Annotated in this window: 22 protein-coding genes and 1 riboswitch; of the genes, 20 read left to right on the top strand and 2 right to left on the bottom strand. The window is 40.3% G+C overall.

Annotated features, from left to right (window positions below; translation table 11 throughout):
* Positions 1-8 precede the first annotated feature (8 nt).
* The 15 genes from ACIROD_RS04235 to ACIROD_RS04165 all read left to right on the top strand — a co-directional run bounded on the left by ACIROD_RS04235 (position 9) and on the right by ACIROD_RS04165 (position 16,548).
* On the top strand, positions 9-497 hold the full coding sequence (locus tag ACIROD_RS04235; RefSeq protein WP_101222461.1) for a YpuI family protein: 489 nt from the start codon (positions 9-11) through the stop codon (positions 495-497).
* Positions 498-618: 121 nt separating this feature from the next.
* Complete coding sequence (locus ACIROD_RS04230; RefSeq protein WP_230176969.1) at positions 619-1,494, top strand: superoxide dismutase; 876 nt, start codon at positions 619-621, stop codon at positions 1,492-1,494.
* An 837-nt stretch (positions 1,495-2,331) separates the two neighbouring features.
* Complete coding sequence (gene ahpC / locus ACIROD_RS04225; RefSeq protein WP_057217417.1) at positions 2,332-2,895, top strand: alkyl hydroperoxide reductase subunit C; 564 nt, start codon at positions 2,332-2,334, stop codon at positions 2,893-2,895.
* A gap of 178 nt (positions 2,896-3,073) precedes the next feature.
* A complete protein-coding gene (locus tag ACIROD_RS04220) occupies positions 3,074-4,720 on the top strand; it encodes an FAD-dependent oxidoreductase (protein WP_402938236.1) in 1,647 nt (548 codons plus the stop codon).
* A 158-nt stretch (positions 4,721-4,878) separates the two neighbouring features.
* Positions 4,879-6,039, top strand: a complete 1,161-nt coding sequence (locus ACIROD_RS04215; RefSeq protein ID WP_402938233.1) for a D-alanyl-D-alanine carboxypeptidase family protein — start codon at positions 4,879-4,881, stop codon at positions 6,037-6,039.
* Entirely contained in the window at positions 6,032-6,625 is a 594-nt protein-coding gene (locus ACIROD_RS04210; protein ID WP_101222457.1) for a nucleoside recognition domain-containing protein, read from the top strand. The genes ACIROD_RS04215 and ACIROD_RS04210 overlap by 8 nt, the downstream gene beginning before the upstream one ends.
* Positions 6,626-6,638: 13 nt before the next feature.
* Positions 6,639-7,166 carry a spore maturation protein gene (locus ACIROD_RS04205; RefSeq protein WP_397315852.1) on the top strand — a complete coding sequence of 176 codons (528 nt, stop codon included), beginning with the start codon at positions 6,639-6,641 and terminating at the stop codon, positions 7,164-7,166.
* A gap of 303 nt (positions 7,167-7,469) precedes the next feature.
* Positions 7,470-8,210 carry a 23S rRNA pseudouridine(2605) synthase RluB gene (gene rluB / locus ACIROD_RS04200; RefSeq protein ID WP_034308106.1) on the top strand — a complete coding sequence of 247 codons (741 nt, stop codon included), beginning with the start codon at positions 7,470-7,472 and terminating at the stop codon, positions 8,208-8,210.
* Between the two features lie 208 nt (positions 8,211-8,418).
* Positions 8,419-8,949, top strand: coding sequence for a thiol-disulfide oxidoreductase ResA (resA, locus tag ACIROD_RS04195; protein WP_144478468.1), 531 nt, complete (start codon positions 8,419-8,421; stop codon positions 8,947-8,949).
* An 18-nt stretch (positions 8,950-8,967) separates the two neighbouring features.
* A complete protein-coding gene (gene resB, locus ACIROD_RS04190; RefSeq protein WP_101222454.1) occupies positions 8,968-10,617 on the top strand; it encodes a cytochrome c biogenesis protein ResB in 1,650 nt (549 codons plus the stop codon).
* Positions 10,610-11,788, top strand: a complete 1,179-nt coding sequence (gene ccsB, locus ACIROD_RS04185) for a c-type cytochrome biogenesis protein CcsB (RefSeq protein WP_101222453.1) — start codon at positions 10,610-10,612, stop codon at positions 11,786-11,788. The genes resB and ccsB overlap by 8 nt, the downstream gene beginning before the upstream one ends.
* Positions 11,789-12,084: 296 nt before the next feature.
* The gene (locus tag ACIROD_RS04180) at positions 12,085-12,801 is read left to right on the top strand and encodes a response regulator transcription factor (RefSeq protein ID WP_402938227.1); all 717 of its coding nucleotides are present in this window, start codon (positions 12,085-12,087) and stop codon (positions 12,799-12,801) included.
* Complete coding sequence (locus ACIROD_RS04175) at positions 12,798-14,591, top strand: ATP-binding protein (protein WP_402940096.1); 1,794 nt, start codon at positions 12,798-12,800, stop codon at positions 14,589-14,591. The genes ACIROD_RS04180 and ACIROD_RS04175 overlap by 4 nt, the downstream gene beginning before the upstream one ends.
* Positions 14,592-14,798: 207 nt before the next feature.
* Positions 14,799-15,359 (top strand): RNA polymerase sigma factor SigX, encoded by a 561-nt coding sequence (sigX, locus tag ACIROD_RS04170; RefSeq protein WP_230177091.1) that lies wholly within the window; start codon positions 14,799-14,801, stop codon positions 15,357-15,359.
* The gene (locus ACIROD_RS04165) at positions 15,325-16,548 is read left to right on the top strand and encodes a hypothetical protein (RefSeq protein WP_402938224.1); all 1,224 of its coding nucleotides are present in this window, start codon (positions 15,325-15,327) and stop codon (positions 16,546-16,548) included. The genes sigX and ACIROD_RS04165 overlap by 35 nt, the downstream gene beginning before the upstream one ends.
* A gap of 134 nt (positions 16,549-16,682) precedes the next feature.
* Here the strand turns inward: ACIROD_RS04165 and serA are convergent, their stop codons facing one another.
* On the bottom strand, positions 16,683-18,257 hold the full coding sequence (gene serA, locus ACIROD_RS04160; protein WP_101222449.1) for a phosphoglycerate dehydrogenase: 1,575 nt from the start codon (positions 18,255-18,257) through the stop codon (positions 16,683-16,685).
* Between the two features lie 342 nt (positions 18,258-18,599).
* A riboswitch (FMN riboswitch) is annotated at positions 18,600-18,735 on the top strand.
* Positions 18,736-18,901: 166 nt separating this feature from the next.
* Between serA and ACIROD_RS04155 the strand changes: the two genes are divergently transcribed.
* Positions 18,902-19,483, top strand: coding sequence for an ECF transporter S component (locus tag ACIROD_RS04155; protein WP_101222448.1), 582 nt, complete (start codon positions 18,902-18,904; stop codon positions 19,481-19,483).
* Positions 19,484-19,610: 127 nt separating this feature from the next.
* Here the strand turns inward: ACIROD_RS04155 and ACIROD_RS04150 are convergent, their stop codons facing one another.
* On the bottom strand, positions 19,611-19,859 hold the full coding sequence (locus ACIROD_RS04150; protein WP_034308087.1) for a ferredoxin: 249 nt from the start codon (positions 19,857-19,859) through the stop codon (positions 19,611-19,613).
* A 290-nt stretch (positions 19,860-20,149) separates the two neighbouring features.
* Here ACIROD_RS04150 and ACIROD_RS04145 point away from each other — a divergent pair, with 290 nt between their 5' ends.
* From ACIROD_RS04145 to ACIROD_RS04130, 4 genes are read left to right on the top strand one after another with little or no spacing between them, the layout of a single operon-like run.
* The gene (locus ACIROD_RS04145; protein ID WP_402938219.1) at positions 20,150-21,211 is read left to right on the top strand and encodes a YpbB family protein; all 1,062 of its coding nucleotides are present in this window, start codon (positions 20,150-20,152) and stop codon (positions 21,209-21,211) included.
* 2 nt (positions 21,212-21,213) lie between these two features.
* Positions 21,214-22,716, top strand: coding sequence for a RecQ family ATP-dependent DNA helicase (locus ACIROD_RS04140; protein ID WP_402938217.1), 1,503 nt, complete (start codon positions 21,214-21,216; stop codon positions 22,714-22,716).
* Positions 22,706-23,332 carry a CPBP family intramembrane glutamic endopeptidase gene (locus ACIROD_RS04135; RefSeq protein ID WP_101222445.1) on the top strand — a complete coding sequence of 209 codons (627 nt, stop codon included), beginning with the start codon at positions 22,706-22,708 and terminating at the stop codon, positions 23,330-23,332. Before ACIROD_RS04140 ends, ACIROD_RS04135 begins: the two co-directional genes overlap by 11 nt.
* Positions 23,310-24,092: a LysM peptidoglycan-binding domain-containing protein gene (locus tag ACIROD_RS04130; RefSeq protein WP_402938213.1), complete on the top strand. Its 783-nt coding sequence runs from the start codon at positions 23,310-23,312 to the stop codon at positions 24,090-24,092. The genes ACIROD_RS04135 and ACIROD_RS04130 overlap by 23 nt, the downstream gene beginning before the upstream one ends.
* Positions 24,093-24,139 lie beyond the last annotated feature (47 nt).

Raw genomic sequence — 24,139 nt, 5'->3', positions numbered from 1 at the left:
GTTCACGGTTGGGGAATACATTGGTAAAATCTCAGCTTGAGGATGTAAAAGGCTTTTTAGAAACGACAGTAGCTCAGCTAGAGGAATTTATAAATGAGACGACCTATTCTAAGCTGCAAGAAGAAAAAAGCGGGGATGAAACCTATTATAAAGGGATCCTTTCTAGTTTAAGAAGAATGCTTGTAAGTTGTGAAGAGGGCTTGGAGGCTTGCCAAATCGTTCTGAAAAATGATGTTTTCAATAAAGCTGCAGCTGAAAAGACGCTTTATAGAATTTATCATCAATGTATCGAAGAATACTTTTCCCCAAAATCAGATCGGTGGTTTGAGGACAGCAGATCTGCCTATACAGGGAAAAACTCGATTAAATTTCACCAAAGTGTACCTGACAGCATAATAACCATTCTGAAGGCAGTGGAAAGTGGATTCCAGACCATGCGTGAAGAATTGGAGTTTTATGAAACGGATTACCGGACGAAAATGTTACAGTCAAGATAATGAAACAGCTAGGCTTAATAGGCCTAGCTGTTTTTTTTATCTATAAATGGAATCTCCGCTTATTCGAAACATAAAATACTTTGATGATTTATGTGCATAAAGGCTAAGAGGAGGTTGCAAGATGTCTGATGTAAGAGATTATGCTAAAGAGGTAAGTGATTGGGTTGATGGAGTGATGGAATATCTTGAGAAGATCGATATCACCGATTCGCCATTGCTGTCAAATATTGAACGGCTTTCCGAGATGACAAAAGATATGGATGCAGAAGAAATGGATTATGAGGATATGGTCCTGATTGAAGAAGAGATGGCTCGGGTTTACGAGGAAATTGAAGAGCTTGCTAGGGAATTCAATATACAGGAAAGGCAATCGGTGCCGATTGGGAAGCATACGCTACCGCCGTTACCTTATGCCTATGATGCGTTGGAGCCGACGATTTCGAGGGAAATCATGTATCTGCACCATGATAAGCATCATCAAGCATATGTCGATGGTCTGAATAAAGCGGAATTGATGATGAAAAAAGCGAGGGAAACAAAAGATTTTTCCTTGTTGAAACATTGGGAAAAGGAAGCAGCCTTTCATGGGTCAGGCCATTATCTCCATACGTTGTTCTGGGAAGAGATGATCCCGGGAGGAGGCGGACAGCCAAGGGGGGATTTACTTAACCAGATTGAGAAGGATTTTGGAAGCTTTGCCGCTTTTAAAAGTCATTTTAGTGAAGCTGCCAAACAAGTGGAAGGTGTTGGCTGGGCGATTTTAGTCTGGGTTCCGCGTGCGCGGCGGCTAGAAATACTTCAATCGGAATTGCATATGGTTTTGACTCAGTGGGATACAATCCCGATCCTTGTTCTTGATGTATGGGAACATGCTTATTACCTGCAATATAAAAATAATCGGGCAGCCTATGTGGACAAATGGTGGGACATTGTAAACTGGCCGAAAACAGCCGTAAGGTTCACCGAAGCGAAAAAGCTTATTTGGAAAATGCAATAACAGATAAAATATAGTAAAGTTTTTGGAGAACCAAATACAAATACAGAGCCGTAAAGGTTCGTTCCGGACTGTAGACAAACTCGATGAAAACTCAGTTTGCCTGCAGTTTTTTATTTGAAAAGTTCCGCCGATTGTCTGCCAAGCAAAATCAAAGCAAGCGCCTTTGGTGTCTCTGCTAGCCAGTTTTTCGGCAGTAGTGTCGTAAATTTCTCAATTCAATGAAGATGACAGTAAAAACCATAAAGACCGGAGAGCTTTTTTCGACCCGCAGCACTGTCGTGGGACGTTAACGCAGTTTATCGACCTAAACTACACTTTATTCGACCTACCTCGCACAGTATTCGACCGTCGAGGCACTATATTCGACCGTTCACAAATTTTTTTCGACCTTCACCTTACTATTTGGAATCCGAACAACATTTTGCCACCAAACTGAAACGAGCCGTAAAGGTTCGTGTTTTTTTGCCTGAAATTTTGTATCAAGAATTTTTTAGGGAAATTATGGCAAGGATATAAAGGAGAACCTGCTAATTTAATTTTAAAGCGACTTATGATTCTCATTTGGATATTATAATTAGATTGAAAGGGAGATGATATCATCTCACGAAATAATGAGTACATGTCTTATTTAAATCCTTGAAATAACATTGGAAATGTGTTATTACTGCATATCTGAAGTACTATGGGTTTTTAAAAATATTTAATTTATATCAATATAAAAACTGTGACCAATTTGTGAACTTAAAAATTATTAAGGTATATTTATTGACTAGTTTCTATTTAATAATTATTATAAATAGGAGCAGATAAAAAAATTAGCTATTGGAGGAATTTATTATGTCATTAATCAATAAACAAGTTGAAGATTTTAAAGTACAAGCTTACCATGCAGGAGAGTTCAAAGAAGTTACACTTGAAGATGTTAAAGGAAAATGGGCAGTATTCTTTTTCTACCCAGCTGACTTCTCTTTCGTATGTCCAACTGAATTAGCTGATCTTCAAGATAACTATGAAACATTCAAGGAAATCGGTTGTGAAGTTTACTCAGTTTCAACAGATACTCATTTCAGCCACAAAGGATGGGCTGATGCTACTGATACAATCGGTAAAATCCAATATCCAATGCTAGCTGACCCGGCAAACGTTTTATCCCGTCAATTCGGTGTATTGATTGAAGAAGATGGCTTGGCTCTACGTGGAACTTTCATCGTAAATCCAGAAGGACAAATTAAAGCATACGAAGTCAATGATTTAGGAATTGGCCGTAATGCAGAAGAACTTGTAAGAAAAGTTCAAGCTGCACAATTCGTAGCGGAACATGGAGATAAAGTTTGCCCTGCAAAATGGACTCCAGGTGAAGCTACACTTGAACCAAGCCTAGACCTTGTAGGTAAACTTTAATTTTTAATGGGGGGGTCCGTTTCTAAAGGTAATGGACATACCCAGCATTGATTACGATTACTGGACAATTCGTCCGACATGATCTAATGACAAAAGGCACTTACCTAAAATAAGTGCCTTTTGTTTTTCAAAATAATCATTTTAGCACGTTATAATCATTCAGCAAGGAGCACAAAAGATGAAAAAAATATATGATTTATTAATTATTGGTGGCGGTCCTGCAGGCCTCTCAGCAGGTGTTTATGCAGGAAGAGCCAAGCTAAAAACAATAATCCTAGAAAAAGGAACTGGCGGCGGACAAGCTGCAACTACGTCGGAAATAGCCAATTATCCTGGTATCCGTCATATATCGGGCCCTAGGTTAGTTGAAGAAATGAAGCTTCAAAATGAAGATTTTGGCGTTGAGTTCGCCAAAGCCGATGTAACGGGCGTGGATTTCTCCGGTGAGGTGAAAGTCGTAAAAACCCTTGGAGGGGACTACCATGCACGCGCAGTCATCATTGCAACGGGTGCTTCTCCAAGAACACTAGGATTTCCAGGTGAAGAGGAATTTACCGGCCGCGGTGTAGCTTATTGTTCAACATGTGATGGTGAATTCTTTGAAGGGTTGGAAGTTTTCGTTATCGGGGCAGGATATGCAGCTGCTGAAGAAGCTATTTTCCTGACACGCTTTGCAACAAAAGTTACAATCATCGCCCGGGAATCAAGCTTCTCGTGTGCCCCGTCCATTGTTGATAAAGTAATGGAAAATGATAAGATTGAAGTGAAATTCAATACGGAAATCCTTGGGGTATATGGAGACGGGATGATTCAAAGTGCCCGTTTCATCAATAATGCGACTAAAGAAGAGTTTGAATATAAGGCGAAGGAAGAAGACAGTACGTTTGGCGTATTCGTTTTCATAGGTTACGAGCCGAAAACAGAGATTTTCAATGGCCATATCGAAATGGATGATGCTGGTTACATTTTAACCGATGATGATATGAAGACTAGTGTGAGGGGTGTTTATGCAGCGGGCGACCTAAGACCCAAATCCTTGCGCCAGATTATCACAGCTGTATCTGATGGAGCGATTGCAGCAACGGATGCCGGTAAATATATTGCAGAAGAAAAAGATCGCCTGGGAATCAAAGATGAACCTGAAGTTGAGAAACCGGCGAAAAAAGAACAGGCCGCTGTCCCAGCAGGCAAGAGCGCTTTATTGAGTGATGCGTTACGTGGCCAATTAAAGGGAATCTTCGGCAAGATGGAGAGCGACGTTACATTAGTGTCCATCGTCGATGAAAGTTTGCCAAAATCAGTCGAATTGCGAGACTTCTTGTTGGATGTTGCGGAATTAGGGGATAAGCTCCATCTTGAGTTATACAACAAAGGGGAAAATACGGAAATTGAAGAAAAAATCAATGCAGATAAGTTCCCTGTCGTTTCCCTCTTAAATTCGAATGGTGAATACAGTGGCGTCAAATATCACGGTGTACCAGGCGGCCATGAGTTGAATTCCTTCATTCTGGCTATCTATAACCTGGCCGGACCTGGTCAAGCATTGGATTCAGCCGTATTGAATTCAATCAAGGGTATCAGTAAAAAAGCGAACATTAAGGTTATGGTTTCATTGGCATGTCACTACTGTCCTGACGTTGTAGTGGGCGCACAGCGCATAGCGATTGAAAACCCTAACGTTGAAGCTGAAATGGTCGATATAAGCAATTTCCAGGAAATCAAGAAGAAATATAAAGTCATGAGCGTGCCGGCCATGATCATCAATGATGAAGAAGTGGTATTCGGAGCTAAGAAAATTGATGAAATCGCTGCATTATTAGTATGATAGAACACTAAATCGATAGGGGTCCCCTATCGATTTTTTTTATGGGAAATCACTGAGAAAATCAGTGGATGACATGAAGGATTACATTCTTTTAATCATAACCCTTGTCCCTTTGCATAAACTTGTACAAAAACAAGTAAAGAGACGAGGGGGCACTCATGCGTTTTCCATATAAAGGGTTATCAAGTTTGTGTATCGTCATTCTCCTGTTGTCTTTTATGGCTCCTGTACAAAGCGCGAAAGCAAATGTATCCGTAAGTGCCCATAGTGCGATTTTAATGGATGAGGATAGCGGAAGGGTCATTTATGAAGTGAATGCCCATGAAAAGAACCGTATTGCAAGCATTACGAAAATAATGACGGCTATCTTGGCTATTGAATCGGGACAAATGGATGAAAAAGTGAAGATAAGCAGCAATGCCTTCGGGACGGAGGGCTCTTCCCTTTATTTAAAAGAAGGAGAAAAAATTAAGCTCGAAGATTTGGTTTATGGCTTGATGCTTCGTTCAGGTAATGATGCAGCAGTCGCGATCAGCGAAAAGGTTGGCGGAAGCCTGGATGGATTCGTCTGGATGATGAATCAAAAAGCTGAAGAAATCGGAATGAAAAATACCCATTTTTCAAATCCACATGGTTTGGATAATACGAAGAACCATTATTCAACCGCATATGATATGGCCATACTCACTCGTTATGCCATGCAAAATAAAACGTATGTAAAGATTGCCGGCACAAAGGAACACAGGGCACCTAATTCCACAGAACAATGGGATTATGTATGGAAGAACAAAAACCGTTTGCTTACACAACTATATGAGTATTGCACAGGTGGGAAAACAGGTTATACCAAACTAGCAAAACGTACCTTGGTCACGACGGCAACAAAAAACGAACATGACCTGATTGCTGTGACATTGAATGGCCCGGATGATTGGAATGATCATATTCAAATGTACGAATCCGCCTTTAAGGATTATAAGCCGACAGAAATTTTACCCGAAGGCATGGTAAAAAATATGGAAAATGAAATATATAAAGGGCATGTCTACATTAAAAATGATTTTTCGTACCCACTGACAAAAGAAGAGAGAGAAATGGTCAATGTGAAAATGAAATTGCTGAAGCCCCAGAAGGCTTGGAAAGATAAAAGGAAAATCCCGGAAGTGGTTGGCAGAGCATCCATCTATCTCGATGGAAAGAAAATAGGCACTCGTTCGATTTTTTATGGGGTAGCAAAAGAAAGCTTCAAGCAACAATCATTCCAATCTTCATGGGCTGAGGTATTTGAAGCGGTATTGGGAATCGGACGAAATGGTTAATTACATTTGGTTCGGGATGTTTGTGATCGGTATTGTCTTTGGCATGGTTAATGGGACGATGGAACAGGTGAATGAAGCTCTTTTTGTCAGCGCAAAGGAAGCGGTCACGCTTTGTCTGGGATTGATGAGCATACTAGTTTTTTGGCTGGGCCTGATGAAAATAGCGGAGGAGTCGGGGCTGTTAGATAAACTATCCAACTTGTTCAAGCCATTCATGAGATGGCTGTTCCCGGAAGTTCCTCCTAATCATCCCGCTATGGGGTATATACTTTCCAATATGATGGCGAACACATTCGGATTGGGGAATGCAGCTACGCCTCTTGGTATAAAAGCCATGGAACAGCTAAAGAAACTAAATGGAGGAAAAGCAACGGTCAGCCGCTCGATGGTCACTTTTTTAGCAATCAATACCTCAAGCGTAACGTTGATTCCAACTACTGTCATTGCGATCCGCATGAATTACGATGCCCACTCCCCGACGGACATCGTTTTTCCGACCATAATAGCAACGGCCATTTCTGCCGTTGGAGGAATCGCGATAGATCGATATTTTTATTACAGGAGAAAGAGGAACGGGAGGGAATAGGATGTTGCACTGGATGACCACCATTTCGATTTGGATGATACCGATTTTGATACTCTGCATATTACTCTACGGCACATTGAAAAGAGTTCCCACCTATGAGACCTTCGTTGAGGGGGGGAAAGAAGGAATCAGCATGTCTTTTTCCCTCATCCCTTTCCTGGTAGGGATGCTTGTGGCGATTTCAGTATTTAGAGCATCAGGGGCGTTGGATTTCATTGTACAATCACTGCAGCCCTTGCTTTCCTTTCTTCATTTTCCGTCTGAGGTTTTACCCCTTGCGATTATTAGACCAATATCCGGAACCGCCGCTTTAGGAATCACCAGCGACCTGATATCGGTTTATGGACCGGATTCCTTTATTGGGCGCTTGGCTGCCACGATTCAGGGAAGTACAGATACCACCTTCTATGTATTGACCGTTTATTTTGGAGCCGTCGGAATCAAAAAAATGGGTGATGCCCTTAAGGTCGGCCTTTTGGCAGACTTGATCGGAATCATAGCTGCCGTTATTGTCGTCACACTGGTTTTCGGTATGAATTAAAGGTAGGGAAATGGGCGATTCCATTTCTTTTTTTTTTGTCTTTTTTCTTAAAATTAGTCCTCAATTAATAGGGTTCATTCAAAATTTCATCAAAAGAAACATTTTTTTGTATGGAAAAATAAGCTATGTTACACTCATTATGGAAACCAACCCATTTAACCGTCCCATTATTGGTGTAATAATAAAAGAAAAGCTCTTAATAGCGAAAAACCTTTTGTTTTTGCCTCTCAATATGTAATAATTGTATGATTGTGTATGTATAGACAATAACAAACGAATGATTATACTATGGGGTGAAGATAGATGGAACGATTACAAAAGGTGATAGCACATGCTGGACTGGCTTCCCGCCGTAAAGCAGAAGAGTTGATTTTAGAAGGTAAGGTAAAAGTGAACGGCAAAGTAGTGAAGGAATTAGGTGTGAAGGTAGGGCCTAATGATAAGGTCGAGGTTAATGAAGTCCCGCTTGAAAAAGAAGCCCCGGTTTATTTCCTATTCTATAAACCGCGCGGCGTCATTTCGGCAGTTTCTGATGATAAGAACAGAAAAGTCGTAACGGACTTTTTCCCTTATATCAATGAACGGATTTATCCAGTTGGCCGATTGGATTACGATACTTCGGGCTTATTGATTTTAACGAATGACGGAGAATTTGCAAACACGTTAATGCATCCGAAGCATGAAGTGGATAAAGTGTATGTGGCAAAAGTGAAAGGAATGCCTTTGCGTGAAAGCTTGAAAAAGCTGGATAAAGGTATCAAGTTGGAGGATGGCAAGACTGCTCCAGCCAAGACAAGGGTATTGTCTACCGACAAGAAAAAGGAAACGGCCATCGTTGAAATCACAATACATGAAGGCAGGAACAGGCAAGTCCGCCGGATGTTCGAAGCAATTGGCCATCCCGTCATTAAATTGAAGAGGGAACAATATGGTTTCTTGACATTGGACGGTTTAACAGCAGGAGATTCCCGGGAGCTGACTCCACATGAAGTTAAATTAATGCGGACATTAGCAACGACCGAACCTAAACAGCGGAGAATGTAGACAAGATTTTTTCCTGTATTGATAGGTTGAAACCACTACCCCATTCTTCTCCTGGAAGAATGGGTGGTGGAAAACAACCTGTAAATACCTTTTCCTTCATGAATCGGGAAAGAATGTCACAAAACCTTCAGAAATGTAAATAAAAAGGACATGGCGTTAAATGGTATAATGGTATGGTTAAATTTAGTGTGGCCTTAGGAGGATCTCTATGGATAAGAAGAAGCGACGCCTAATTAGCAGAACCATCATTCTCCTGCTTTTAGGTGCAGCTTTAGTGTTTGCCCTTTATACGAACTTCACTAAAGATAAGAATGAAAGCCTGAGAAAAGGATCCGATGCACCCAATTTCGTCTTGACTGATATGGAAGGCAAAGAGCATAAACTTTCCGATTACAAGGGAAAAGGCGTCTTCCTGAACTTTTGGGGTACATATTGCAAGCCGTGTGAATATGAAATGCCTTATATGGAAAATCAATATAAAAACTTTAAAGACCAGGGCGTTGAGATATTGGCGGTTAATGTCGGGGAATCTGACTATGCTGTCAATAATTTCATTACAAAGCATGATCTTACCTTTCCTGTCATGATCGATAAAGGTAGGGAAGTGGAAAATGCTTATCGCGTGGATATATTGCCTGTCACCTTTTTGGTTGATAAAGAGGGGAAAGTGATAGATATCATCACTGGAGCTTTGACAGAAGAGAGCATCCAAAAGCATATGGAGAGAATTAAACCATAATATTGGGGAGTTTTTGACATGAAAGAAGTAAAATGCGATTGTGGTCATGTAAATCCGTTTGGCACAAAGATTTGTGGGAAATGCGGTATGGTGCTTGATAACGAAAAAGAGAACAAGCTTATTGATATGAGATATGAAGGAAGTGCCAGGCGTTCACAAACATATAAAAAAACGATCATCGATAAAATATGGAACTTCTTTTCTTCCGTTAAGGTCGGGGTGACGCTCATTGTCATTGCCTTGATCGCTTCGGCTATCGGGACGATTCTACCCCAGGAAATGTACATCCCTTCAACAGCAACACCTGCAGAGCATTATGAACTGGAATACGGCTGGTTCGGAATGGTGTATTATGAACTCGGGTTTCATAACTTGTATAGCTCATGGTGGTATTTGATTATCATAGGCATGCTGGGCATATCACTATTGATTGCCAGTATCGACCGGTTCTTTCCGTTATATCGATCGTTAAAAAAACAAGGGGTCACACGTCATGACGGGTTCATGAAACGTCAGCGGATTTATGGGGTGACAAAGCTTGAAGACCAAGATATAAACCTTGAAGGAGTAAAGGATAGACTAAAAAGGCAGCGTTATCATATACGAGAGGAAAACGGTCATATACTTGCCGAAAAGGGTCGTTTTTCACGTTGGGGACCCTATGTAAATCATATTGGACTTATCATTTTCTTAATTGGAGCATTATTGCGTTCCGTCCCTGGGATGTATATCGACAAAGTACTTTGGCTGCGTGAAGGCGAGAGAAAAGAAATCCCGGGTACAAATGGTGAATACTACCTCCAGAATAATGAATTTACCTTAGAGGTGTATGACAAAGAGAATGAAGAAGATGAGCAGTACAGTGCTGCAATTGATAAAACCGGTACGATCGCAAAAACCTATCAATCCGATGTTACGCTCTATGAGCGCAAGGGAGAAACCTTACCAGGGGAAAAAGTGGACCTTGATAAGCTTAAAGATTACAAAATCAAAGTCAATGAACCTCTGAAACATGATCATTATGCTCTCTACCAAGTAGACTATAAATTGGATGAGCTCAGTACGATGGCTTTTAATTTGATAAATAAAAAAACCGAAGAGAAATATGGCAGCTTAAAGGTTGATTTGAATAATCCTCAAAAGAAATACGAGTTGAAAGAAGGATATTCCGTTGACTTGATCAGTTACTTCCCAGATTTCGAGTTCGATGAAAAAGGCGAGCCTAGAACGATATCGAAGATTCCGAATAATCCAGCATTTATCTTTAAAATGCATACTCCGGATAAGCCAGAGGGTGAAGTCAGTTTCGTGGCGATTAAGGAGACTGTGGAGCCCTTAGGGGAAAACACTTATAAAATGGCTTTTAATGGTGTGGAAACCCAAGATGTCACGGCTTTGACCGTCAGGAAGGATTTAACGCTTTGGATCCTATTCACTGGTGGGATCATCTTTATGATCGGCGTTGTCCAAGGGTCTTATTGGAATCACCGGCGTATATGGATTAAGAGGAAAGATGATGAGATACTTTTGGCCGGCCATACAAACAAAAACTGGCATGGCATTAAAAGAGATATAAAACAAGCGATAGAATCAACATCACTTTCCGAACCAATGGATCAACTTGAAGAGGAGAAATCTTCTAGTAAGGGGGAAGTTTTAAATGGCTGAATTAAGCAGTAACCTTTTATATGCCGCTTTCATTTTATATCTGATCGCTACCTTTTTATTTGGGGGATCGATCAAGGATAAACGCGGGGCGGAGGAAAAGAAACAAAACAAATGGGCTAAGCTGGGCATTTTCATTACCATTATCGGATTTGCAGCGCAAATTGGGTATTTCATCACAAGATGGATTGCTGCAGGCCATGCCCCGGTAAGTAACCTGTTTGAATTTACGACCTTTTTCGGAATGATGCTGGTCGGTGCTTTCATATTAATTTATTTTCTTTATAAAACACCTGCCCTTGGGCTATTCGCTTTACCGATCGCATTATTGATAATCGCTTATGCAAGTATGTTCCCAACAGAAATTTCGCCACTCATTCCTGCTTTGCAGAGCGATTGGCTTCATATTCATGTTACGACTGCTGCGGCAGGACAGTCAATCCTTGCCATAAGTTTCGTTACTGCCATCATTTATTTAATCAAATTCGTCGATCAGACACAATCAAGCAAAAGAACGTTCTGGCTTGAAGCCATCATGTTTACATTAGTCTGCACCCTCGGTTTCGTCATCATCACTTCTTCTTTTGCTGCCATGGATTATAAGGCAAATTTTGATTGGGTCGATAAACATGGTGCCGAGGTCAAACAGGAATTCAACCTGCCGGCATTGGTAGGTCCCCATGAAGGGAAACTTATCGAGACGGATCGGTTTGAACCTCTGGTGGACATGCCTGCACTGATCAATGCCAAGAAACTGAATACTGTAATTTGGTCAATCGGTGCGGGACTCGTCCTGTATGGTTTAATAAGGTTGATCGCTCGCAAAAGAGTGGCGGCATTGATTAAACCGATCGTTAAAAATGTGAATTTGAATTTATTGGACGAGATTAGTTATCGTTCGGTCCTTATCGGTTTTCCGATCTTTACACTCGGTGCCCTCATTTTTGCAATGATCTGGGCTCAAGTGGCCTGGACACGATTCTGGGGCTGGGATCCGAAAGAAGTCTGGGCACTGGTTACTTGGTTGTTTTATGCGGCTTTCTTGCATCTCCGCATGTCAAAGGGGTGGCAAGGGGAAAAATCAGCTTGGCTTGCCGTAATCGGTTTTGCCATCATAATGTTTAACTTGATATTCGTAAATCTTGTTATTGCTGGTTTGCATTCATATGCTTGATTCTGTATTGTAATATTTAGATGAAGGGGGTCTTTTGATAGAAACGTCGAGGAGTAGGTTTATCGATTTTTCTGGAAAATGCCCCCTTTTTTGTCGCTCCCTTTAATAAAACAATATTTCGTTGAAAATGCATTTAAGAATTCTAAGTGGGCGGTCAAAGTCTTTTTTTGTGACAAAATGGTGAAAGGTTCATGGAAGCCATGCGAAATACGCTCTTTATCGTACTTTGTGAGGAAAAAGTATTAGTCATGGAAGTTTTCATTTTGTAGAATATATGATAGGAGGCTGATTACATAATGTATAACGCTATTAAAATTCTCGTGGTGGATGATGAGGAAAGAATCCGCCGGCTGTTAAAGATGTATTTGGAAAGAGAAGAATACATGATCGATGAAGCTGAAAATGGAGAAGTGGCTTTAACAAAAGCCCTTGAAAATGATTATGATTTAATTTTATTGGATATTATGATGCCTGGTAAAGATGGAATCGAAGTTTGCCGTGATTTAAGGGAAAAGAAAACGACACCGATTATCATGCTGACTGCTAAAGGTGAAGAAGTGAACCGCGTTCAAGGGTTCGAAGTGGGTACCGATGATTATATCGTAAAGCCTTTCAGTCCGCGTGAAGTGGTGTTAAGGGTTAAGGCTTTATTACGTCGATCATCAAGCACAAGTTACATGCAGACGGAAACGACGGCGAAAGATGTGATCGTCTTCCCACATCTAACCATTGATAATGATGCCCACCGTGTACTTGCAGATAACAAAGAGGTTTCATTAACACCAAAAGAATATGAATTATTATATTTCTTGGCGAAATCCCCAGATAAGGTTTTCGATCGGGAGCAATTGTTAAAAGAAGTGTGGCACTATGAATTCTTTGGAGATCTTCGAACTGTAGACACGCATGTTAAACGCTTACGTGAAAAATTAAACCGCATATCCGAAAACGCAGCCAAGATGATTGTCACCGTTTGGGGTGTAGGTTACAAGTTCGAAGTCGTTAATGACTGATGCTATGGGGCAGTGTTGTAGGGAAGCTATGGGCAACGATCCTATTGCTCGTGTCGTTTGTATTAATCGTGTTAACTGTACTGCTGGTCGAATTCTTTGAGAATTTCCAAATTGAAAATATTGAAAATGATTTAACCAAAACCGCTGAACAAATCATAAAGGTTACCAATGAACATCAGGGATCCAGCAATGAGGTTTTACAAATAGCTTCGGAACTAATAGGCAACGAAGCGAAAATGATCATTCTAAATGATGACAAAATGATATTCTCGTCCATCGGAGGAGATAAGGAGTTCGAAATCACACCGGAACTCATAAAAAATGATTCCGAATTACTCAAGGTTTTTACGGAAAGAAAGACTGTGAAAAAGGAAATGTCGCTTTCCGATGATGCGGGTAACGAGGAATTGTCAGCAATCGTAGTAGGCATTCCACTTGAATTGAATGGAGAACAGGATGAGGTATTTCTATTTCAATCGTTGGAGTCCATGGAAGAAACCACAAAATCCACTACACAGTTCATTTTATTGGCAGCAGGCATCGCCATTATTTTGACAACGATTTTTGCTTTCTTTTTATCCACAAGAATCAATGCCCCATTGGTGAAGATGAGGGAAGCCGCTCTAGCGATTGCCCGGGGGAAATTTGATACAAAGGTTCCAATTCTGACTCAAGATGAAATCGGTGAGCTGGCCATAGCGTTTAATCAGATGAGGAAGCAGCTGAAATTCAATATGAATGCACTTAGTCAGGAAAAGGAACATCTCTCAAGCATTCTTAGCAGTATGGCAGATGGGGTCATTACCTTCAATAAAGATGGCACAATTCTTGAAACGAATCCGCCTGCGGAAAGGTTCCTGCAATCCTGGTACTTTGAAAAGGGCTATAACCGGGAAGATAATGTGAATGTCCCGTTGGTTTTAATGAATCTTTTTGATGAATCAGAATCCTTCGATAAGGAGAAGGTCGGTGAAATTACCTTGCAGGGCCGAGATTGGGGATTGATTGTCAGTCCCCTATACACAAATGCCGACAATATTCGGGGAGCGGTGGCCATCATACGGGATATGAGTGATGAAAGACGTATGGACAAACTTAGGACTGATTTCATAGCTAATGTCTCGCATGAGTTAAGAACGCCGATTTCAATGTTGCAGGGATATAGTGAAGCGATCGTAGATGACATTGCGAGCAGTGAAGAGGAAAAGGTGGAAATGGCCCGCATCATCTATGATGAGTCTTTGAGAATGGGACGGTTGGTCAATGATCTGCTCGATCTTGCTAAATTGGAATCGGGTAAAATGAACCTTAGCTATGAATGTGTACCTATTTCTCCTTATTTAAAGAGGATTACAAGTAAGTTTTCCGGGCTAGCTAAAGAAAAAGGGATTACAATTTCAGCCAGTCTTGAAGATGATCAAATTCAATGGCATTTCGATCCGGACCGTATTGAACAGGTTTTGACCAATTTAATAGATAATGCGATTCGTCATACTCCTCCAGGAGGTAACATTGATGTCATTCAGAGGACAAGTGATCGAAGGGGTCTTATCATTGATGTGAAGGACTCTGGATCTGGAATTCCCGAAGAAGATTTACCTTTTGTATTCGAGAGGTTTTATAAAGCGGATAAAGCAAGGACCCGCGGGCGTTCGGGCACCGGATTGGGTTTGGCAATCGTAAAAAATATAATCAATGCCCATGATGGCTTCATATCGGTAAACAGTTTACCTAATAAAGGGACAACGTTCAGTTTTATCCTGCCTCGAATTTTGGAGAATGCTGAATGAATGACGGGTGGCTTGCCAAAAAATCTTGTTTCATAAGGAACTGAGAAGACAAAGGCAATTGGATTTCTTTCCAACTTGCCTTTGTTTTTTTTTAGGAAAGTCCCGAATATGTGGAAATTAACGGAATTTTATAATAATATAAAAGCCGAAGTATGTAACTTTTATTTAGGATTGACGACTATATTTATGAACGGATGTGGGGAAATGATGGATTCCGTTTTCCACGATCTTTATGAGAAATATCATCAGGAAATTTATCAATTCATTTTTTATATGACCAAGAATCGAGAAACGGCTGAGGACCTTGTTCAGGAGGTCTATATCCGGGTGATGAAGGCGTATGAACGCTTCGAAGGAAAGAGCAGTGAAAAAACGTGGATGTATTCGATTGCTAGAAATGTGACGATTGATTATTTTCGGAAACAAAAAGGGTGGAAAGACAAAATCTTTCCCAACTTTGAATGGGATAGGCAATTGATAAAAGATAAAGAACCCATTCCCGAAGAAGTGGCTATCATGAACGATGAAATCCAAGATATTTATCAATGCCTAAACCGGTGTACCACGAATCAAAGATCCGTCATCATTTTACGATATATTCAGGGATTGTCCATTACGGAAACTGCTGAAGTATTGAATTGGAGTGAAAGTAAGGTAAAAACAACCCAGCACCGTGCTTTGAAGGCTATTAAAAAGTTGATGGAGGATTTATCAGGAAAGGAGGGCCACCGCATTGAGAAGGTCCCGTTGGAAAGAAAGCGAAATTGAAGACTTGCTCCGAGAGCTTCCGAAATTTAAAGATGACCGAACCAAGGCAGAGGTGTTTGCGAGAATACATGATAAAAAGAGAAAGAAACACTGGATACCTCTAATTGCGGGTGTTGCCTCCTTATTCTTAATGGTTGTTTTGGCATCATCGTTAATTATCGAAAAAAAAGGAACGACAAGTCAAGAGGACAGCGGCAGTAGTGGGAAATTATCTCTATCTGAAAATAAGGAAACGGCAGATCATGAACGGCAGGATGCAAGCAACAAAGAAATTCCTCCAGAAGATAAAAAGGATTATCAAGAGTTTTCGAGTAAGCAAGCAAAAATTGAATCTAAAGACGAGGTTTCAGAAATGGAACCCGGAAAAGGGAAAAAGGAAAAAAACTTTGCACAAGCGATTTATCAAAATGACCTTAACGATGCATCGATCATTACGATGGGGATCCCAGATGATCAAATGAATTTCATCGTTCCCATTTCAATTAAACTCAAAGATTACGATCAAAGTGATACATTGAAACAGTTAGTTAATCAAATGTCCGATATCAATGAAGAGCAATATGGGCTATCTGATTATTTTCCACTTGATATAAAGATTAGCCAAGGAAACGATACGGCCACTGCTCATATTGACTTTCAAGAAAAAAGCCAACTATTGGATGAAGATACACTTTTTCTCCATTCGTTGGAGGAGACTCTTTCCTATAATAATATAGAGAAAATGACATTTTCTACAGATGGTGAGCAAGGTGCCATGTTTGCGCATGCGGGATATTTAAAGGAGTTGGATATACCTCATCAAAAAAATCGCACATACCTGCTTTACCAGAAGGATGAGTCCTCCCCAAGGTTTCTTGTTCCAAGCAATATGGGATATCAGGACTTTGAGGAAGCGCTGCAGGCTGGAAAAGGGGAGGCAGACATCGAGGGAATTTCACCTGCAATCCCGCCTGACCTGAAATGGGAAAGGATAAGCTCGAATGGAGATCTTGTGATCATTCAATTATCAGATCAAGCTGCTATTGAAAATAGTGAGGAATCCCTTCAAGCTTTAGAAGCCATCCTCTTCATAGCTAAGGATTTTGGTTTTGAAAAAGTGAAGTTTGAAAATGCTCCAATTGAAGAGGTAGGCCAGCTGAATTTAACTGAAGACATATTGGTGCCCAAAGCTCCGAACCAAGTGAATTGATGCAGCGGGGGCTTAGATTTAATAAATATGAAGGCTTTTCATATGATGGTGCGTTATAAACACACTGTCCATGGTAAGCAAAAGCCACTTGCATTCACAGAAAAAGTGCCCGCGCTGACGGGCACTTTTTTGTCTTATAATGAAATACGGGCCATGAATGTAATTTCTTCCGTTTCCATTAAAAATTGTTTCATGTTATCTTCCAATGGTAAATCAAAGCTCAAAACCATGATGGCTTCCCCGCCAGCTTCTTTACGGCCAACCTGCATGGTGGCGATATTCACTCCGTGATCACCCAGGACCTTACCTACGTTACCGATTACACCAGGTTTATCGGTATGCTGGATATAAAGTAAATTCGGTTCTGGATGAAAGTCGATTTTGAAACCATTCAAACTTACAATTCGAGAACCGTAATTTTCGATATAGGTCCCACTGATCGTTAATTCACGGTGGTCACCTTTTACTTTAAGGCTGATCAAATTCGAGTAACCTAAAGAGTCCGTAGAGATTTTTTCACCAACGGTTATGCCACGCTCTTTTGCGATCAACAAGGCATTCACTTCATTTACAGATGCATCGACTCTTGATCTGAAAAAGCCGGAGATTAGACTTTTTGTAAGAATCGCTGTATCGAAATCCAATGATTCTCCGGCATACGTAACGGAGATCTCCTGAATTCCTTCATTCATGCACTGAGAAGCAATGGATCCCATTTGCTGAACAAGTTGATAGAATGGCTGTACTTTTTCAAACACTTCTTTAGATATGGCTGGCAGGTTGATCGAACTTGAGACTGGATTTCCTTCGAAATAGGTCAATACCTCCTGGGCAACCTGTACGGCAACATTTAATTGGGCTTCTTTAGTTGAAGCACCCAGATGAGGTGTAGCAATGACGCTATCCAGTTCAAGCAGTTTATGGCCAATTGGAGGTTCTTCGACGAAAACGTCCAGTGCCGCCCCTGCGACATGTCCTTGAACTAACATTTCATATAAATCATCTTCGTCCAGAATACCGCCCCGGGCGCAGTTAAGTACATAAACCCCTTTTTTACAGGTAAGCAGTTTTTCTTTATTGATTAATCCTCTAGTTTCATTCGTAAGTGGTGTATGAACAGTAATGATGTCTGCTTTAGGAAGCAATTCATCTAACGGCAGGGCAGTTACGGACATTTTCTTTGCACGATCGACAGTAAGGAACGGATCATAGACAATGACATCCATGCCGAATACCTTAGCGCGTTTGGCAATTTCCCCTCCGATACGTCCAAAGCCAACTATTCCTAATGTTTTACCACGAAGTTCAGTACCCGTATATGAAGAACGTTTCCACTCCCCATTCTTCAGTGAAGCATAAGCTTGCGGAATGTGGCGCATTAATGAAGCCATCATGGCGAATGTATGTTCAGCTGTTGAAATGGTGTTGCCGTCAGGTGCATTAACCACGACAATCCCGCGTTTTGTCGCCGAGGGGATATCTATGTTATCAACACCGACACCAGCGCGTGCTATAATTTTTAGCTGCGGCATACGGTTCATTAAATCCTCTGAAACCTTCGTAGCACTTCTTACAAGAATTGCATCAATCTGATCAAGTTCGTTTGCAGCTTCCTCTACGGTCTTTTGAATAAGATGAATATTGGATGCCTCAGATAGCGGTCCGAGTCCTTCTGGTTTAATGGCGTCTGCTACTAAAATCCGATACACGACTTAACACCTTCCTAGGAAAAAATTATCTTAAATTTCAGTTAATTTTACAATTGAAATGCTGAATATGTCAATTTGGCTTAACTGGATGTAAGCGCTTAATAGAATGGTAATCTTCTGATCATCTGTTTAATGTCGCGATATAAATGGCTTCATCAAGGATTGAATAGTGTAAAAAAATAATTTTTATTATTTCGAATCTTCATTTTGTGTATCCACTATTTATTTTAAGCCATTCACTGTGACGATCGATATTCATACTGAATGAATCAACTGAGAAAAAAAGTGCTATCAAAAAACAGGTAATTCAGATATAATGGGAAGTATAAAAAAATTTTATAGATCTATCTTCGGGGCGGGGCGCAATTCCCCACCGGCGGTGATGAAGAGTTTCTTCTTCTAAGCCCGCGAGCCTTACAAGGCAGGATTTGGTGCGATTCCAAAGCCGACAGTATAGTCTGGATGGGAGAAGATGGAGGTTCCTGAGTGCGTTTCAACAGTTATTTGCTGAACGTTTGTTTGATGTAACCTTTAATTTATCCCTTTAATTCTATTGGAATTAAAGGTTTTTTTATTGAACATCAACATATTTTGGAACCCTAACCTCTTTTTCAGGTAGATCGGAAAAAGAAGGAGAGAGACCTATGAAAAAGAACAAAGTGAAAAAAACGGTCACACTTGCCATGATGGGAAGCATTTCTTATTTATTGATGCTTTTAAATTTCCCGTTTCCGGGATTCCCGCCTTTTCTCAATGTTGATTTTAGCGACATACCAGCACTGATGGCGGCATTGATTTTCGGACCGATGGCTGGAATTCTAGTCGAGTTCATTAAGAACCTATTGGATTTAGTCATGACAGGGACCTTGACTGCTGTACCTGTGGGGCATATCGCTAACTTCATAGCCGGAATACTGTTTGTCTTGCCGACTTATTATGTATTTCAGAAAATCAATTCAAAAAAAGGGATGACATTCGCTTTACTTGCGGGAACAGTTTCCATGGCAGTATTCATGAGTGTTTTAAACTATTATGTCTTCTTACCGGCTTATACCTTCTTTATGGGATGGGATGCAATGTCGGCACCCGAGTCAAGAAAGCTCGTTACGACGGCAATCTTGCCTTTCAATGTGATAAAAGGCGTACTCATCACATCCGTATTCATGTTGCTGTTCATTAAATTACAGACATGGATCAATAAACAAACATTATATAAAAATGCTTAATGGCATTAACGATAGAAATAAAAAAACAACCGGATATTCGTATTCGGTTGTTTTTTTATGCCTGTTTCATTTTGGGATGGGGAGATGGCAAAAAAAAAGCCATTTTCGATTGAAAATGGCTTGTACGTTATTCGAATTTAAGTGCATCTCCGTCAAATGCCTCGTCAGCAACTTTAATAGAATCCGTTGGGCATCCTTCAAATGCATCCATCATGTCATCTATAAGTACATCAGGAATTTCAACGATTCCCTCGTTATCGTCAAGGGTAACAAATGCAATCCCTTCGTCATCGTAATCATATATATCTGGTGCCGCTGCTCCGCAAGCTCCACAAGCTATGCATGTTTCTTTATCCACAATAGTAAATTTAGCCATGAATATAACCCCTCCTAAGTTGATTGACAACTGATAATCTTTTTATTTCAGATTATTATCTCTTTCTTATTGTAAGACCGAATGCCAAACTTTTCAATAGAAATTGTATTGATAATAACTATCATGTAGCACAATGTCAACGGAAAACATCGAAATACTTAACTTGGTTCTTTCCATGATTCGTCATTTAGTCACATAATTTTCCTTGTATTCATCAATAATAACGGCGATTTTTGCAGTTATTTGTTACAATGGGTTTATTGGTTAAATGAAACAAGGATGTGAGTCCCATGAATAATTATCTACAGGCCATCATTCTATATGCGATAAAAAAATTTCAAGGCGAACGCTCCATTTATGCTATATACCATATGCTGCAGGGGAAGAAATCGTCACAAACAATCCAGGATGCCCATTTATTCGGGCTAACGGATATTTTTGGGACAATACCTCGATTTACCCGTCAGCAATTAAATCAAAACATTGAACATTTACTTAAGCATGACTTGATTAAATTAACGGATAAACCAGATGCATATGAAATTAGTATGCAAGGTGAAGGAATGTTAGTCGATTACTTTAAAAATAATCCTTTTCCGGCGTATATTAATGGTTGGAAATATCACAATATCATCCCGGTTTTCTGGGGAAGGTTAAACTTACTCATTCAAACCATATCCCATATTGTCCACAATGAAAGACGTTTTTATCCGATACAAAGAAATCCCAAAATCCAATTCTTCGTAAAGGAATTTTTACATGCCAATCGTCAGGATCGAGCATTGATTGCCCAACATCTATATGATGAACTGATATCCCTTTTAGAAAGTCAAAGTGATATGAAACGAGACATTTTCATTATGAAAATAACCGGAATCAACAGGATTGGACTTACGTTTGAACAGATTGCAAAAAGGAAGGATGTAGAAGAAGAGTATGTCCGCTTTACATTCCTTGACTCATTGCATCAAATGCTTGCTGAAATGGAAACGGGAAAGGATTACCCTCTCTTGTCCACATTAACAAATGATTGGAAAAGTAGTGGGAATCCTCATTTGACACAATCTACACAGGCTACTTTACGATACATCCATGAAGGGAAAAGTCTGGGTGAAATTGCTGAAATCCGCAGATTGAAAGTCAACACCATCGAAGATCACCTCGTAGAAATTGTCTTATCGGACAAGAGTTTTCCGATTTCAGATTATGTGAATATCGAGGATGAGAGGAAAATTGCTGAAGCTATTAAGGAACTTGGAACAAAAAAGCTTAAAGCAATCAAGCAGATGGTCGATAATAAAGAGATAAGCTTTTTCCAAATAAGACTTGTACTTGCGAAAATAGGTGAGTGATGATGAATATAGAACGAGTCCTCAAAGAAAAATTCGGTTTTGATGAATTCCGTCCTGGACAAAAGGAAGTGGTTGAATCATTGATGTCCGGCAATCATACCTTAGCGATGCTACCGACCGGATCAGGTAAATCATTATGCTACCAGCTGCCGGCTTATCTTTTAAATAAGACTGTCCTAATTGTCTCCCCATTATTATCATTAATGCAGGATCAGGCAGATCAGCTGAAGATGAGTGGCGAAAAAAGTGTATTGACCCTCAACTCCTTTTTGACATTAAATCAAAAAAGGAAAGCTTTCGACCGGTTGCATAGTTATCGTTTTATCTTTTTATCTCCTGAAATGTTAAGCCTGGAGGGTGTAATAAAATCCTTGAAATCCATAGATATAGGTTTGTTCGTCATAGATGAAGCTCACTGCATCTCACAATGGGGGTATGATTTCCGTCCGGATTATTTGAATTTAGGAGAAGTGAGGCGTGAATTGAACAATCCGTTGACTCTTGCCCTGACAGCAACTGCAACCGATGAGGTCCGGAGGGACATCGTTGGTAAACTCAATATTGAGCCGGTCAATGAAACGGTCTCATCTGTTGATCGGGAAAATATCGCAATTATTGTCGAGCGAATGTTCAGCTACGATGAGAAGCTAGCACGTGTGCTGGAGCTTGTCAGGAAATTTACCGGAAGCGGGATTATTTATTTTTCCTCTAAAAAAGTGGCGGAATCTGTCACGGGATTTTTACAGGAAAACGGGATTGATAGTGTCAATTATTATCACGGTGGAATGGAACAGGAACAAAGGATGCTGATTCAGCAGCAATTCATTTCTGGCCAGTTAAAGATTATATGTGCAACAAGTGCTTTTGGAATGGGTGTGAATAAATCCGATGTCAGATATGTTATCCATTTTCATATCCCATCGACGATGGAAGCATATCTTCAGGAGATAGGCAGGGCGGGACGGGATCGTAAGCAAAGTGTGGCTGTCTTATTATATAGCGAAGGGGATGAAGGGCTTCCGCTGCATTTGATGGAGCAGCAGTTGCCTTCGGATTCGCAAATCGATGGTGTATGTTCTTTCCTTAATGCATCACAAAAGATTCCGGTGAATTTGACCCTTTCAGAAAAAGAACAGCTGTCTCAATCCTTTTCGTTAAACGAAGTCCAGCTGCGTTTTTTTACCCAGTTTACGGGAAATAACCTACATCAAGTGGCTGCGATGAAAGAGTATTGTCAAAAGAGGAAATCCAGGAATCAAGAAAAGCTGCATAACTTCCTGCACTGGATCTATGCACCGGAATGTCGACGTTTAGGAATACTGGACTACTTTGGAGAAGAGCATCGGGAAGTGAATCCCATCTGTTGTGATATTTGTGGGATGGATACCGAAAAAATGGCTGATGTATGGCCGGAGGTCAAGGTGGATCCGGTCAATTCCTTTTCCTCGTGGAAAAAGGAATTGGCTTATATCTTATTAAAGAAGGAATATGGCAATGAAAAATAAGCAAGCTGAAATGATTAAACAACTTACAGATAAACAGTTGCTATTTAATTTGTTTCTTACACAAATTATTCTCTTAACGTTAGCCATCTTTTTAGGTATTATTTTATTTAAAGACCGTTCTGCCTTTTTCGACTTATTTATCTATGATGACCTGAACATTTTGCTGATTGGAATTCCCGCAGGAGTCATTGTCGTGCTATTTGACTTATTGCTTATGAAAGTGACACCCTCTTCCTATCAGGATGATGGTGGTATTAACGAACGCATTTTCAGTAATTTGTCATACCCGATGATTTTTGTCGTAGCTTTAGTGGTGGCGATTAGCGAAGAATTATTATTCCGTGGAGTGCTGCAAACACATTTTGGTTTGCTTCTTACGAGCCTCATTTTTGCAGCCGTCCATTATCGTTACCTTTTTAATTGGTTTTTATTTTTGAATGTTTTGGTTTTAAGCTTCTTTATCGGTTTTCTATTTGAAATGACTAATAATATCATCGTGACGATTACGGCCCACTTTTTGATTGACTTTATCCTTGGTATTTTAATCAGGAACAAAAAGCAAAGAGGGTTGAGCAAGAAAGGGGGTGACTTGAATGAGCCGGGTACAAAAGAATGAAAAAGAAAATGATCAGGCTGGTGAACTTCGTTCGCGAATTGAACGTCAGAAGGCTAAATCATCATTGCCCAAGCGCAGCAAAGTCCACCAGAATAAAAAGAAAAAAAGTAAAGTGAAGATTAAGTTCCCAATGATACAATTATTAGCGTTATTTTTTATTTTGCTTCCAATTGGATTTTATACCCTTTATACATATCTGCAGGATAGGCCTGTACCTGTTACTAAAAGTGACCAAGTCGTCTTAAAAGAGGAAGATAAAGAATCGATTCCAACTACAGCAACGGCAGAGGACTTAAAGGAAAAAGAGTCGGCAAAGGCTGAAGCGGAGAAAGAGAAAGAAGAAGCTGAGGCTAAAGCCAAAGCGCAGCAAGAAGCTAAGGAAAAAGCCAAGGCAAAGCAAGAAGCTGAAGAAAAGGCTAAAGTGCAGCGAGAAGCTGAGGCTAAAGCCAAAGCGCAGCAAGAAGCAGAGGAAAAGGCCAAAGCACAGCAAGAAGCAGCGGAAAAGGCCAAAGCACAGCAAGAAGCTGAGGAAAAGGCAAAGAAAGCAGCAGCAGAAAAGAAAAATGTACAAGCCGCTAAAACGGATAAAGAGGGATACAAAGTTGTCTTACATACTGTTCAAGGTGAAGAAACATTATTTCGCATTTCCATGAATTACTACAAATCACAGGAAGGGATTGCTCTGATCAGGGAGTGGAATGGGCTGAATGGCAATGAAATTTCCAAAGGTCAAGTATTGAAAATTCCAATCAAGAAATAATGATGGCACTCTGTCTTTTATAGGCAGGGTGTTTTTAAAATTGTTTG

Source organism: Peribacillus sp. NPDC101481, from assembly GCF_044767165.1.
In the GTDB taxonomy this organism is placed as follows: Bacteria; Bacillota; Bacilli; order Bacillales; family DSM-1321; genus Peribacillus.
Note: the sequence above shows the minus strand (reverse complement) of the source record. Positions and strands in the feature narration are given on the sequence as shown.